We start from the raw sequence: 12978 nt of genomic DNA, 5'->3' as shown, positions 1-12978 counted from the left end.
TGGAAAATGAGAGGCCTCTTGGAAGGCCTGTGTTCTATTCTTCGAAGGAGATCTCGTAGTCTGTGCCTGTGATGTCGCTGATCAGTTGCTGTAGTTCGTCGATGGAGAGATTGATTTTTCCCTCGTATTCTTCGTCGACTACTATCTTCTGGCTTTCGCCTTCAGGCTTGAAGACTGTGTTGATTGACTTGATTTCTGCAGGACTTAGGAGGCCCTGGATTACTGCTCTGTCTTCTTTTGCCTGTTCTACTACACGGATGCTTTTGTCGACTCGGCTTGCGATTTCTTTGACGATTTCGCCGCCTCTTCCGACTACTTTGGCTCCGTCTCCTTCTGCTGTAACGATTACAAGTACGTTTTCTGTGTCGTAGACGTGGATGATTTCGCTGTCGCGAAGTGAGCCGTACTCGTTGCTGAGTTCTTTCAGTATCCGTGAGATTTTGATTTCAAGTTCTGAGATCTCCCCGTTCTCCAGCTTCTCCTCACAGTTGCTGCAGAGAACGTCACTCTTTAGACATACGTTGCATATTGGTGCTTGCATATAACAACAAGCCCGGTGAAAAATTAAATAGATGGGTACCGTAGGCCTGTTTTTATCAATGCCTTTCAGAGGGGTAGAAACTTAGTTTGACATGATTCTGTTCTTCAGCTTGGATTTCTCGCTTCTGTCCTGTAGATCGTAAAGTATCTCCGCGGTATCAACTATTACCGATCCCAGAAGCACCCAAGCCCCGATGAAGATATAGTAAGGATTGAATATCGAGAGCGCCATAGCAGCTAAAGCAGTGATAACTCTGCCTCTCTGATCGAAGCGAAGACTAACATCCGTATTCAGAAAGTTCTCCGAGTTGCTTTTCAACGCCTTCACGAACACGAGAGATGACAGAACCGCAACTGAAAGCTTGATCGGCAGACTCTGACTTGCCAGAAGGCCTCCAATAAGTACAACCTCAAGAAGCGTTGTCGAAGTGCTGTTCAAGGCCTTTACCTGCTTCCGGTTCTTCAGCTCTATGGATTTCTCCTTCCCGTACTCCAGGAACAGAAATCCTGCCAGGCCTGCTAAGGCAGCTGATAATCCATTTCCAGTATTTATGAAGTATGCTGATGCTGCACCTGCTATTATCGACAGGCCTGTAATCAGGTAAAGATATACACGCTTCACAGGACAACTCTGTTAGTTTAATGTTATAGTTATTTCGGAAAAACTTGTCTAAAAGAAAAAGGTTTAGCGGGAGATCCCCATACACCAGGAATAAGGGGGGGAGGGGGAGGGGGTTAAAACATCCCGGTGTACAGAGATCCCACCGTCTAATATAGATTTTGCCCGGAGGCCTCTACGGCATCCGGCTTGTGGAAAGCTTTTTTCTACTCGACGATCTCCAGTCCCAGGTCCTCTACGTCGCCTGTGACTTCAGATTCTTCGTCTTCATCCAGTTCTCCAAGGACGTAAGGTGATTTTACGCCTGTGATGATTGAGATGACCTGCATCTTTCCTTTGAGGTCGTCCTTGATTCTTGCACCCCAGATGACCTGTGCCTGTTTGTTCAGCTTTTCGGTGACTTTTTGACCGACGTCGTTGATCTCGTTCAGTGTCAGGTCTTCTCCTCCTGCTACGTGCAGAAGTGCTCCGTTTGCTCCGTCAAACTCTACGTCAAGCAACGGATTCGAGAGCGCTTCATGGATCGCTTCCCTTCCTTTGTTGGAGGTGTCTGATTCACCGTATCCTACTACGGCGACTCCTCCTTCATTCATAATTGCCTGGACATCAGCGTAATCCAGATTGACAAGGCTTGGCTTGCTGATCGTTTCTGTGATTCCCTTGATCATTGTAGTGATCAGTTCATCTGCGACTCCGAAGGCCTGGTCGAGAGGCATGTCGCCTGCGATGTCAAGTAGCTTGTCGTTTTCGATGACGATCGCTGTATCGACGTGCTTCCTCAGTCTGTAGAGGCCTTCTTCTGCCTTGCTCATTCTTGCTCCTTCGATCTCGAAAGGCATTGTTACTGTTCCGATCACAATACAGTCTTCTTTCTTTGCGATTTCTGCGAGGACTGGTGTTGCTCCTGTTCCTGTTCCTCCTCCCATTCCTGCGGTGAGGAAGACCATGTCAGCTTCTTTGAAAAGATTTCTTAGTTCGGCCCTGTTCTCTTCAGCTGAACGAGCACCTGTCTCAGGTTCTCCTCCAGCTCCAAGACCTCTTGTCAAGTCTTTTCCGACAAGTATTTTTCTGTCGGCGGATGACATCTCCAGGTGCTGCTTGTCAGTATTGATCGCAACTGTCTCAGCTCCTGCAACCTCCTTGTTCTGGATACGAGTAACCTGGTTATTACCAGCTCCTCCAACACCCACTACAAGGATTCTTGCATCCTTTACATCATCCAGATTTTGACTGGTTTTTCCGTCGTTTTCAGAGTCGTTTATTATAGATTCCATCTTACCTTCTGGCCCTCACCGATTGAACTACCATAGTTTTTTAAAGCAGTAGACCTAACTCTACCATAGAAAGTTTCCCAAACGTTACACGTAAATTCCCAATGTTCAATCACAAGTCCCAAACTTGTGAACCGATCGATGTTTGCCTCGAAACTTGTCCCACCAAGTTCGAAGGCGAGTCGTTCAAGATCTGTCCCACCAGACTTGAACAAATGTATCTTATCTAACTTACTTTTACCTTAGCCCGTTTATAAATCTTCGGACAGTTTTCACTATTCTCCACTCTAGAAAAAATTTACTTCACCGCCAGTAACTAAAAACGCAAATAATTTTCAGGCCTCAAAAAATTCTATACTATATCTCTTAGACAAAAATCCGGAGGCCTTAACTCCTGAAAAAAAGCTGGTATAGGGACTAGTGCGTCACCAGGAACTTTCTCAAGTCGCGGCCTCTGGTGCCGTACCTATAGAGTTCAAATATTTCTTCAGGCCTCAGTTTTCTATCGTAGATCCGCAAGTCATCGATATGTCCGTTTAAAGGCCTGGTTCTTCCTGAGCCTCCATCTCCTATGTGAACAGGATTTGAGGAAGCTGTGGCGGTGAAGCTTGTGTTTGATCCTTCAGCTATCTTGGAGCTGTTAAGGTAAAGTTCTGCTTTCTTCTCGGAGCTGTCGTACGTGCCTGTGAGGTGGTACCATGTTTCTGTCTGTGCTGTGCCGCCGTCGGCTGTGATCTTGTTTGAGCCGTCGTCTACACCCCATCTGAATCCTGTACCAGTGTTGTACCACAGCATGTACCATGCTCCATCGTAGCTTCCGATAATATCGTTGTTGGTATTAGGGAATGAGTCAAACTTCACCCATGTAGATACTGTGAAATCAGATGCAGCAAGATTTCCGACGTTGAGAGGATGAGAGCTACTCTCAGAGTTATCTATCACAACGCGATCATTGTTCGAGGCCTGGAACTCTCCTGACTGATTTCTTACAGAATCAGAGGAAAAGACTACACCGCTGTTAGTCGTTGAGTTAGATCCCCATGAATCCGAGCCATCACCATCAAACTTGTAGTATGCCGTTCCGTCGTTTGGAGGCCTCGCATAGTCGCCAGATCCCCATTCGTACAGCGTATTTATTTCGGATAAGGATAGAGTACGGTTGTATATACGGACGTCTGAGATTTTTCCATTGAAATATCCTGTACCTCCTTTCTGCCCTATAGCCGATTCCTGACTTATACCTGAAGAACCAATACCGGCTTTATACAGCTGTTCTGTTGAGTTAAGATAGCCTTTCAAGTCGCCTGAGCTACTGTCATAGGTAACTGCATAGTGATGCCATGTATCTGTAGAAATAGTTTTGAATTCATAATCTCTCGCGTTACCGTCTCCTGCTCTCCATCGAACACCAATCTCGTTAGTTCCTGAACGACCTATATTTGCAAGGCATTCATGGCTCTGGCTGATTGCCACAGGACGATCATCGTTCCCTAGTGTATCGGCCTTGAACCAGAAAGAAAGAGTTAAAGAAGAGCCATTAGATAAAAGCTGATCAGGAATATCGATACTATCATCGCTCCCATCAAAACTCATCGCCTGTAAACCAGCTTTTCCAGCGATGCCTGTCGTGACTCCGCCATTGAGTGTTCCATGATTATTATTTCCTGAGTAATCAGTCGCCGAATCGTCGTGTAGAGGCCAGTATCCGACAAGGCCTTGAGAAAGCGGAGGCTTTTCTCTTGAATATCCTTGCCGTAGATTTCCATTTCTGCCGACTGTACCGGAACTGTCCTGACTGTTCTCCCAGTCGCTTTCTGAATCCCATCTTATCGCCATGAAAAATTTCTGAGGCCTCTATAAGTTAATTTGAATCTTCCTAATAAATTACTTTTCAGAGGCCTGTGGAAATTTTTTTGGGCTCTCCGTGGATTACTAAAGAATTTGTCTACAGTTCTGAAGTATGGTAGATCAAAAAGAAGTTCAGAAAGTTGCGAAGAACGCAAGGATCAATCTTTCAGATGAAGAGGCCTCGAAGTTCTCAGAGGAATTCGATAAGATTCTGGGAATGTTCGAGACTCTTGACGAAGTTGATACAGAAGATGTTGAGCCATCTTTCCATCCTGTGGACGTCGATTCGACGACAAGAAGCGATGAGAAAGAGGAAACTCTTGAAAAAGAAGAAGTCTTCCAGAATACGGAAAACGAGGAAGAAGGATACTTCAAAGGCCCAAGCGCCTAGAAAAAATTTTTTACTGGGATTTATCTTTCGGAAGTTTTTTACAGAGTTTTTTCGCTGGAGATGTGCAGGCCTCTATTTTTTCCGACTGAATACATGTACTGTACTTCCTGCGGTGTCAGTGCGTGGTCGTAGATTCTGACATGCTGTATTTTTCCTGGAGTGTAGTAGCTTCCTGCGGGCCTGAATCCCATAACGTTTTTCGAGCCGATGTACTGAACTGAACTCCCGCTTCCTGAAACACCTTTGTAGTCGTTTACACCGTTTTTGTAGAGTTCTACATCGTTTACTCCTCTTGCCACGGCAACAAGGTGATGCCAGTTTCCCAGAGTTAAATCTCCTCCTTTGTGACTTTTTCTGTGGCTGGAACCTGATCCGCTGCCATCGCCTATCTGTAGCGCCCAGGTGTCTGGAGCGTTATACTGTATACTTATTCCACTGTAAGCGTCCTGAGTATGGTAATCATCACGTAGTACTGCAGGATATCCGGAACCATCTCCCGGGTTAAACCATACAGAATAGCTTTTCGGAAAACCTTCCCTCGAACGAGGCATAGTCACATAGTCATCAGTCCCATCAAACGAGTACGCTGAGGAGTTAAGCAGGCCTGAAGAAGTACCTGTTCCATCAGGTCCGGCACCGTTGACTGTTCCATCGTTTCCGTTCCTGACGTCGTATGCCGTTGTTCCGGAGGTTTCGTTTAGAGGCCAGTATCCGACTAGTACCATTCAGTGATTCACCAGTTGTTTTCTCAGGTCACGGCCTCTCGTACCGTACCTGTAAGTTTCAGCTACTTCGTATGGTTTGAGAGCGTAGTCGTAGATCCGTACGTCGTCTAACTTACCTGACCAGTAGCGTTCCTTGCTGCTGTTTGGAGGATCAAAAACCCCGAACTTCAGATCTGCAGACGGGTCCACTGTCTTAAGATTGGATGGATCGTTCGTATCAACTGTTTCCCCGTTGATGTGAAGCCTCTGAACGCCGTTAGGCCTGTCAAGTACTGCAGTGATCATGGTCCAGTTGCCGTGTGATATACTGTTGCTGCTGGAGACAGTGGCCACGTTCTCCGGTGAATCCTCGACCCGGAAAGTCACAGTACCATCTCCGTTGTGGAACAACTGATATCCGTTGGCGAACGCACCGTCTACCTTTCCAACTATCCCTGGCGTATTCGACGGAGCTGAATCCGACTTCACCCAGCAGGAAACAGTCAAACGCCCGTTCGACGGATTAAGCTCAGTTACATGAGATATATCAACACGGTCACTCTCACCGGCATTAAACTCTAAGGCACTCCCCCGAATAGAGTCCGAGATAAAAGCAGCGCCACTGTTACTCCCATCGTTGGCTCCCCAACTATCATTGGCGTCACCATCTAACTTGTAGTATGAAACACCGTCACTCGGAGGCCTTGCATAATCGCCTGATCCCCATTCGTACAGTGTATTTATCTCGCTCTGTGAGAGAGGCCCGTTGTAGAGTCTTACGCCGGCTTGCTGCCCGTTTAGATTGTAACCTCCTCCCGAGTACCTGGCTATGAAGCTTGTCCCGGCGAAGGAATTTGCCTCCATAATGCCTGAAGCGATTTCCTGTCCATCGGCGTATAGTCGGCCTGTTGAACCGTCATATGTGAATGCTATGAACACCCATTCATTCAGCGGCGGCAAGTAGGAACTCACTAGATTATCAACGGAGCTGTTATCATTTCTCGTCCAGACACCTACCTCTTCTGTGTCTGAATCAGTAAATATTCTGAATCCCTGTGTGCTTCCGTTGTCCACATGAGGGCCTATAGTATGATTTTCACTGGACTTTCTCTCATCCAGATTAACCCACGCTGTAGCTGTAACTGTAGTTCCTACATTCAAAGATCCTACAGAAATATAATCATCGGAGCCGTCGAAACTCATTGCTTCAAGGCCTCCTTTTCCTGCAACTCCCGTCGTCGGCCCGCCGTTGAGAGTCCCGTGATTGTTGTTTCCTGAGTAATCTGTTGCTGATTCGTCGTGTAGAGGCCAGTATCCGATCAAGTCTTGTGAAAGCGGAGGCCTGTCATGAGAGTATCCCTGCTTCAAGTTTCCGTTCCGTCCTGTAGTACCTGAGGAGTCTTGATTGTTTTTCCAGTCAGTTTCTGAATCCCAGCGAATACTCATTTTCAAGGCCTCTAACTAGTTTTTTGGAATTTTCTGTTAATAAGTTTTTGAGTTCTTTCAGTACTCTATTTCCTGTATCCTGTTTTCCGCAAAGTACCTGTTGAGAAGTGCTTCGTCTCCACGAGCCTGGAAAGTTTTATCGTAGATCTCTATGTCGATCTGTCCATACCATATCTCTCCAAGGTCTTCCTCTTCGAACTTGTAGCGGAAGATTCTTTCGGCCTCTGTACCGGTCTCTTCTATAACTGTCCGGTCTTCAGAGTTCTGTTCAAGTCTGGCGTGGACACCATCGAGTTGTTCGTCGCTGATTTTCTCTGTTTCGACTATATCTCTCACAGAATTTTTTCTCCTCCATTGAGGAATTTAGAATCCTTCGATGATAGGCATGACGACGTCTGCTGTAGTCCCGTTTCCGTTAGTATCGGCCTCTACAGCTGTTACGACTGCAGTAGCTTCCAGAGGAAGTCTTGATTCGGCCTCTCTAGGGAACACACTCACTTTCTCGTTGTTTTTAGCTCCGCTTACACGGAAGACTCTTTCATTGATGGCGTTTGTTGCATCGAAAGACGTCGCTGATTTATCGATTTCTATACGTGTCTCCGAGCTGAAGTTTCTTGTAGAGGCCTGATTGAAGCTTGCTCCGGAAAGTGCAGACGAATCCCAGACATACCACACGTAGAAAAACAGGTCTGTGCTGGACGGTACAACTTCCAGGTCGCTGATCATAACTTCCAGATCCTCGTAGCCGCTCTGCCGTCTCACCGCAAAAATCGGTGTTCCTGGCTGTGCCGCAGGATCGATAGGATCGTTCCGTGCAACACTTATCGAGATATCGTTGTCAATGGCCTCTGTAACTCTTTTCTCGACAGGCCCATCTCCCCCGTAGATACTGTACTGCATGCCTCCCAGGGCACCGGAAAGACTCTGGCCTGTACCTGCGTTGTCAAATACTATCTGTACAGGAAGATTTGCAGTATTCAGGTTAGGTTCTCCGCTTGGCTGGAACTCGTGCCACAACTGGATCTGCTGGGGCTTCGGTATGCCGGTGGTCCTGCTTCTACCGATCGAAAGCCGCCCAGAGTTATACCAAGTAAACGGATAGTTGTAGATATACATTTCGGAGGGATCCAGCTGTTCACCGGAAGGATTAGCGGAGCCTCCCTGACCGGTCATATTATCCAGATTCCAGTTAGCCTGATCGACCTCTGTCACACGTGTTCCTCCTCTCACACGGACAAATCTTGTGCCCGAGGAGTCAAACTCGATGAAAAATCCTTCTGTCACCTGAGAGCCATCATGCATGAAAGGCCCTATCTTGACGTTACCATGGCTCAAGGAAACCAGGCCGCTTCCATCAATATTCACGTTCCCGGAATCAATCCTGACCGCATGACCTGGCTGTGCCAGACTCTGTGAAACGTACTGTCCTGCGTAACCGGATCTTATCCTTGCTGTATCAGTGCTGCCTGTACCCGTAGAGATACCGATTTCACCGGCATCACTGGAAAAATAACTTGAATCAAAAATATTTCCATTAGAATACCATCCATAACGTTCCCGTGTCAGGCCCTGACTGGGATCAATAGAAAACTGTACGTTCTGTTCCGCAGTCTTCAAAGCATCGAAAGCTGTTGCAAAATCCTGGAAAACCTTCGCCGTACCTAACTCGTATCCATCACTCATCAACTACCACCAGTGTATCAAGCTCGCTGTCATAAACTATAGTTTTACCGTTACTATTTGAACCAGAAAAATTAACTTCAGAGGCCTCAACACGCCTCGCATTAACTATATCATTGTCTTTGATGTCCACGTTCCCGGAGGCCTGTATCTCAACGTTGGCGCTACTTGAAGTCGAGTTAAAGAATTTTACAGGATCCTCAGAGCTTATAGAGAAAGCACTTACAGAGGGCAGAGATGCGTAAAGGCCTGTAGCCGCAGTTCCCAGCATCAACGTTTTCAGAAACTCTCTTCTTGATTCTGAAGCAGCTTCGTCCCTGTTTTCACCGGAGTTGAGGCCTTGATCTCTATCTCTCATTATATTATACTAGATGCAGGCTGTAACTTAATTAATTATGGGTTCGGAAGACAGGATAACTGTCTGAACCTGTTTTAACTCTCTTCAGTGTCTTTTACGCCGCAGGTTTATTTACATCTTCTTTCAAACATGTTTAACTATGAGTTCAAAAACCTTCAGACTATTTTTCTCCCTGATTCTAGTAGCTGGAGCTGTACAGGCCTCGACAGTCAACATCAGTTCTCAGGACGAGATAAACATGTCTACAGGAGCCAGTATCTCGTGGAACAGTACACAGACGTTCAACTCCACAGGCCTGAATTTTTCCGATCAGAAACTGGCTTTCGAAAGATCGAATGACAGCGATATCACCTATTCAGCTGTCTCCCAGTCCGGAAGCGATGTCAATATGACGATCTTTGGGCAGAAATTCTACAGCAGGCCTTTTCCCGGGGAGACAGTCTTTGATTTCCAGGCAGAGGCCTCTTCAGGTTCCGAGATATTCTTCAGCTTCGGAGGCTTTCCCGTCGTCAGTTCAGGCCAGTACCGCTCGTTCAATCAGGGAAGCGAGTTGAACCGTTCAGGCACCGGAACGGTTTCATGGAGTTTCAGCGACTGGAGTACCCACAGTTTCAGCGTTGAACACAACAGAACAGATCTTGTAGTCGGCGAAGTAGATTTCAATCGTTCTCAGCCGGTTCAGGGCCAGGAAACACGTTTCACCGCCAATATTTCGAATCCAGGTGCTGAAAACCTGACTTCTCTGTTCAACTTCACGGAGAGAAAATTCAACGGCTCACAATTCCAGTATACGGACAGTCAGGCCCGGAACGTGACTGTCGAAAACCAGTCGTGGAAGCTTGTCAACTTCACCTTTGAATCCAAGCTAGGCCTGTACAACTACAGTATAGAAGCAGATTATCTCAATGAAGTCAATGAAACGAACGAGTCCAACAACTTCAACTCCTCGGACTACCAGGTCTCCAGCTACCACATTTTCTATGGAGGCAGCGAACTGATCTACAAGCTAGGAACCTCGAAGACTCTGAAGGACTGGAGTCTGGACATGCCGAGCGGAAATCTTTACTACTCCGATGACGAAGCCGTGTACAGTATCTCTGATCTGAGGCCTCTAAATCTCTCCGGCGATCTACAGGAAGCTGATGAAGCACTTTCCATGTCCACGCATCCTGATTCGATACAGGAAGTGTACGATAAAGATGGCGACGGTGAGGCAGACAGCACCAGATGTTACACTGTACTTCAGGAACAGCTCTGTGATGTTCCTGTAGCTAACTCGACAAACAGCACCAACTTTGTAACAGGCCTTCTTTACGACACAGCTGATGGAACAGATTTCAACGGCACTCAGGATCTCGTATTCATAACAGAATCATACTCGGAGCCGAGACAGGGCAGATACGGAGTCTACGCATACGAGTCACGTATCCCTTCAAAGCTTTCAAATCAAGTTTTAGAAGGCCGCTTCGTCAAGTACCGTCTTGAATTCCACTGAGAACCCAGCTTTTAGAAAAACGTTAAGTCTAATTATTCATAGGGAGGCCTCCAAAAATTTATGACAGAAATTTTATGTCCTGAATGCGGCGGAGAAATGAGTTTCGACGGCTACAGACCTCTTTTCCCGACTTGTACAGACTGCGGTGAGACTTTTCATATAGATGACTGTGAGAGAAAGTAAGAGTATAAAATTTTCTATGTATTTTTACAGCTGTGTCTGATATTGATACGCTTTTCCGTGGAACAAGTCTTCAGAGACTTCTGACTAACCTGGAGGACGGAGAGCTGAAAAACAATGAGCCAGCCAGAATCGAGTACGAAGGCGATATTCCGCCGCTGAGAACTGTAGACGTCTATATGACGTCCAGTCCTACAAGAGCAGCATCCTTCGCACGCTCGATCCATGAAGAAAACAAAGTTGACGATCTGGACAGGCCTCTGATAATAGAACTTGAAACAGATACAGCTGATCTCGATAGAAATCACTGGGAACAGAGCGGAGTAACGGATTATACATCCAGAGAAGTAAACTCCGAAAATATAACTGCAGTATACACTGTTGATGAAGGCCTCGGACAACAGCATCCAAAAACTGAGACAGTAGATCTTTCAGAACATGAATCCTGGGAACTGGAAGAGTACATAGCTATGCAGGAAATGTTTCCAGGCCTCTCCGATGCGTCATACATCTCAGAAAATTTTTGACTAACGGAAGAAATACATCTGGGCCTCAGGAACTTCTGCAGGATCTTCCTGAAGTATCTCATCTCGGTAGACAGCGTCAAGATCAAGTTCCGTATTTTCATCTAGTTTCCTCGCCCTGGATTCTGTGCCACAGAGTACTGCGCCCTCATCATCCATATTTTCCACGATCAACGGACTGTTCGCTGTCAGATGTGAGATAAGAATAAGATCAAAATTTTTTCCAGGCCTGTAACTTGTAACATCTTGTTCTCTAGCGTCCAGGCCTTGATTCTTCAGATAATTTACAGAGTTCGGATCGTGATCAACGTGGACAACTTCTCCCTGTAAAGTCTCGGACGGAGTCCTGTCGATCCCTGATCCCATGTAGTAGATGGAGTCAAAAGGCCCGGCAAATTTTTCGAAAGCCTCATAGGCCTCTACTTCATGCTCATAGAACTCCATCTCATGCATAAAATTGTCACTTCGCGGTAAATATTATAATTTTTTGCTGAGTTCGAAAGAGAATTTTTAAGCTTCACAGGCAAGACGACTTTATGGGCCTGAAAAATTATACTGAAGGAGATCAGGAGTTCAATCACGAAGAGTTTCTCGACGAACTGGAAAAGAAAAACGACAAGCTAAATTTCATGCGCGAAATACAGAAAGTAGAGGCCGAAAACGAAGGCCCGCTATCAGATATTCCTTTCGTGGTGAAGGATGCTATCTGTACTGAAAACGTTACTACAAGCGCAGGATCCAAGATTCTTGAAGATTACAGGCCTGTCTTCGATGCCACAGTCGTCGAGAGATTGAAGCAAGCAGGAGCGACGTTCTACGGGAAGACCCAGCAGGACGAGTTCGGCTTCGGAACTTTCTCCACGAACTGCGCCTTCGGAACTCCAAAGAATCCTCACGACGAGGAAAGAGTTGTCGGAGGATCTTCAGGAGGAGCAGGAGCAATCGTCGCAGCCATGGAACAGCCTGTCATCTCTATAGGAGAATCCACAGGAGGATCAATCACGAATCCAGCTGCATACAATGGAGTCGTAGGAATAACTCCGACATACGGAAGAGTATCCAGATACGGCCTCGTCGATTACGCTAACTCGCTGGACAAGATCGGAGTCCTAGCGAAGACAGTATTTGGCGCAGCGAAAGGCCTGGAAGTGATCGCAGGAGAAGACGAAAACGACCAGACTACAAGCTCAAAGGAAGTACCAGACTACTCAGATCTTGAAAATACAGAAGGAAAACTGGCTGTACCGAAACAGTACTTGGAGCTTGAAGGAGTAGAAGAAGGCGTAATGGAGAACTTCAAGGCCTCTATCGAAGAGCTTGAGGAGAAAGGATTTGAGGTTGAAGAAGTCGACATGCCGCTGCTCTCAGCTGACGTAGCAGTACCAGCTTACTACGTTTTGGCAATGAGCGAGGCCTCGACAAACCTTGCAAAGATGTCAGGAATAAGATATGGACTTGAGAAAGATCCTGAACAGTTCGAGGACTTCAACGAGTACTTTTCCGAAGTCAGATCTGAAGGATTCGGAGAAGAGGCCAAGAGAAGAATATTACTCGGAACTTACACTCGTCAGGCCGGTTACAGGGATGAATACTACATCAAGGCCGCGAAGGTCCGAACTAAGATCATAGATCAGTATAAGGAAGTCTTTGAGGATTACGATGCTATAATTAGTCCTTCGATGCCGAATATCGCTCCAAAGATTGAAGAGGCCGAAGAGATGAGTCCTGAAGAGATTTATGCGATGGATACTTTGACTGTCGGGCCTAATCTGGCTGGTATGCCGATGATCAGCGTGCCAAACGGGAAGACCCAAGGAATGCCTACAGGCCTACATATCGTTGGCGATCACTTTGAGGAGAAAAAGCTCCTTGATCTGGCATATACGTACATTGATTAAAATATTTTTCTCTGTATAGTAACA

At 46.4% G+C, this 12978-nt stretch carries 15 protein-coding genes; 5 read left to right on the top strand and 10 right to left on the bottom strand.

What is annotated here, in order from left to right:
* Positions 1 to 34: 34 nt before the first annotated feature.
* The 4 genes from ACK3SF_RS03745 to ACK3SF_RS03730 all read right to left on the bottom strand — a co-directional run bounded on the left by ACK3SF_RS03745 (position 35) and on the right by ACK3SF_RS03730 (position 4266).
* Positions 35 to 541 carry a hypothetical protein gene (locus tag ACK3SF_RS03745; protein WP_414837355.1) on the bottom strand — a complete coding sequence of 169 codons (507 nt, stop codon included), beginning with the start codon at positions 539 to 541 and terminating at the stop codon, positions 35 to 37.
* Between the two features lie 81 nt (positions 542 to 622).
* Complete coding sequence (locus tag ACK3SF_RS03740) at positions 623 to 1162, bottom strand: hypothetical protein (RefSeq protein ID WP_414837354.1); 540 nt, start codon at positions 1160 to 1162, stop codon at positions 623 to 625.
* 203 nt (positions 1163 to 1365) lie between these two features.
* A complete protein-coding gene (gene ftsZ / locus ACK3SF_RS03735) occupies positions 1366 to 2433 on the bottom strand; it encodes a cell division protein FtsZ (protein WP_414837353.1) in 1068 nt (355 codons plus the stop codon).
* 414 nt (positions 2434 to 2847) lie between these two features.
* Complete coding sequence (locus ACK3SF_RS03730; RefSeq protein WP_414837352.1) at positions 2848 to 4266, bottom strand: LamG domain-containing protein; 1419 nt, start codon at positions 4264 to 4266, stop codon at positions 2848 to 2850.
* A 124-nt stretch (positions 4267 to 4390) separates the two neighbouring features.
* On the opposite strand from ACK3SF_RS03730, the gene gatC reads away from it, so the two are divergent.
* Positions 4391 to 4669: an Asp-tRNA(Asn)/Glu-tRNA(Gln) amidotransferase subunit GatC gene (gene gatC, locus ACK3SF_RS03725; protein WP_414837351.1), complete on the top strand. Its 279-nt coding sequence runs from the start codon at positions 4391 to 4393 to the stop codon at positions 4667 to 4669.
* 38 nt (positions 4670 to 4707) lie between these two features.
* Here gatC and ACK3SF_RS03720 read toward each other — a convergent pair whose 3' ends face one another.
* Genes ACK3SF_RS03720 through ACK3SF_RS03700 form a run of 5 tightly spaced genes read right to left on the bottom strand, consistent with a single transcriptional unit; the run spans position 4708 to position 8857 of the window.
* The gene (locus ACK3SF_RS03720; protein WP_414837350.1) at positions 4708 to 5394 is read right to left on the bottom strand and encodes a LamG domain-containing protein; all 687 of its coding nucleotides are present in this window, start codon (positions 5392 to 5394) and stop codon (positions 4708 to 4710) included.
* Positions 5395 to 6819, bottom strand: coding sequence for a LamG domain-containing protein (locus ACK3SF_RS03715; RefSeq protein WP_414837349.1), 1425 nt, complete (start codon positions 6817 to 6819; stop codon positions 5395 to 5397). It lies immediately after the preceding gene.
* A gap of 57 nt (positions 6820 to 6876) precedes the next feature.
* Positions 6877 to 7155, bottom strand: a complete 279-nt coding sequence (locus ACK3SF_RS03710; RefSeq protein ID WP_414837348.1) for a hypothetical protein — start codon at positions 7153 to 7155, stop codon at positions 6877 to 6879.
* A gap of 27 nt (positions 7156 to 7182) precedes the next feature.
* Complete coding sequence (locus tag ACK3SF_RS03705) at positions 7183 to 8502, bottom strand: hypothetical protein (RefSeq protein WP_414837347.1); 1320 nt, start codon at positions 8500 to 8502, stop codon at positions 7183 to 7185.
* Entirely contained in the window at positions 8495 to 8857 is a 363-nt protein-coding gene (locus ACK3SF_RS03700) for a hypothetical protein (RefSeq protein WP_414837346.1), read from the bottom strand. Before ACK3SF_RS03700 ends, ACK3SF_RS03705 begins: the two co-directional genes overlap by 8 nt.
* A 139-nt stretch (positions 8858 to 8996) precedes the next feature.
* On the opposite strand from ACK3SF_RS03700, the gene ACK3SF_RS03695 reads away from it, so the two are divergent.
* From ACK3SF_RS03695 to ACK3SF_RS03685, 3 genes are read left to right on the top strand one after another with little or no spacing between them, the layout of a single operon-like run.
* A complete protein-coding gene (locus tag ACK3SF_RS03695; protein WP_414837345.1) occupies positions 8997 to 10352 on the top strand; it encodes a CARDB domain-containing protein in 1356 nt (451 codons plus the stop codon).
* 60 nt (positions 10353 to 10412) lie between these two features.
* Complete coding sequence (locus ACK3SF_RS03690; RefSeq protein WP_414837343.1) at positions 10413 to 10535, top strand: hypothetical protein; 123 nt, start codon at positions 10413 to 10415, stop codon at positions 10533 to 10535.
* 32 nt (positions 10536 to 10567) lie between these two features.
* Positions 10568 to 11059, top strand: coding sequence for a hypothetical protein (locus ACK3SF_RS03685; protein WP_414837342.1), 492 nt, complete (start codon positions 10568 to 10570; stop codon positions 11057 to 11059).
* On the opposite strand, the gene ACK3SF_RS03680 is transcribed toward ACK3SF_RS03685, so the two are convergent.
* Entirely contained in the window at positions 11060 to 11509 is a 450-nt protein-coding gene (locus ACK3SF_RS03680; protein WP_414837340.1) for a hypothetical protein, read from the bottom strand.
* Between the two features lie 83 nt (positions 11510 to 11592).
* Here ACK3SF_RS03680 and ACK3SF_RS03675 point away from each other — a divergent pair, with 83 nt between their 5' ends.
* Complete coding sequence (locus ACK3SF_RS03675; protein WP_414837339.1) at positions 11593 to 12954, top strand: amidase family protein; 1362 nt, start codon at positions 11593 to 11595, stop codon at positions 12952 to 12954.
* Positions 12955 to 12978 lie beyond the last annotated feature (24 nt).

This window comes from Candidatus Nanosalina sp. VS9-1, from assembly GCF_047555085.1.
Classification (GTDB): Archaea; Nanohalarchaeota; Nanosalinia; order Nanosalinales; family Nanosalinaceae; genus Nanosalina.
Note: the sequence above shows the minus strand (reverse complement) of the source record. Positions and strands in the feature narration are given on the sequence as shown.

Bases quoted from the DNA above. Each gene is read 5' to 3' on its own strand.
- ACK3SF_RS03745 (WP_414837355.1), bottom strand. From the start codon at position 541: ATGCAAGCACCAATATGCAACGTATGTCTAAAGAGTGACGTTCTCTGC.
- ftsZ (WP_414837353.1), bottom strand. From the start codon at position 2,433: ATGGAATCTATAATAAACGACTCTGAAAACGACGGAAAAACCAGTCAA.
- ACK3SF_RS03730 (WP_414837352.1), bottom strand. From the start codon at position 4,266: ATGGCGATAAGATGGGATTCAGAAAGCGACTGGGAGAACAGTCAGGAC.
- gatC (WP_414837351.1), top strand. From the start codon at position 4,391: ATGGTAGATCAAAAAGAAGTTCAGAAAGTTGCGAAGAACGCAAGGATC.
- ACK3SF_RS03720 (WP_414837350.1), bottom strand. From the start codon at position 5,394: ATGGTACTAGTCGGATACTGGCCTCTAAACGAAACCTCCGGAACAACG.
- ACK3SF_RS03715 (WP_414837349.1), bottom strand. From the start codon at position 6,819: ATGAGTATTCGCTGGGATTCAGAAACTGACTGGAAAAACAATCAAGAC.
- ACK3SF_RS03705 (WP_414837347.1), bottom strand. From the start codon at position 8,502: ATGAGTGATGGATACGAGTTAGGTACGGCGAAGGTTTTCCAGGATTTT.
- ACK3SF_RS03700 (WP_414837346.1), bottom strand. From the start codon at position 8,857: ATGAGAGATAGAGATCAAGGCCTCAACTCCGGTGAAAACAGGGACGAA.
- ACK3SF_RS03695 (WP_414837345.1), top strand. From the start codon at position 8,997: ATGAGTTCAAAAACCTTCAGACTATTTTTCTCCCTGATTCTAGTAGCT.
- ACK3SF_RS03690 (WP_414837343.1), top strand. From the start codon at position 10,413: ATGACAGAAATTTTATGTCCTGAATGCGGCGGAGAAATGAGTTTCGAC.
- ACK3SF_RS03680 (WP_414837340.1), bottom strand. From the start codon at position 11,509: ATGCATGAGATGGAGTTCTATGAGCATGAAGTAGAGGCCTATGAGGCT.
- ACK3SF_RS03675 (WP_414837339.1), top strand. From the start codon at position 11,593: ATGGGCCTGAAAAATTATACTGAAGGAGATCAGGAGTTCAATCACGAA.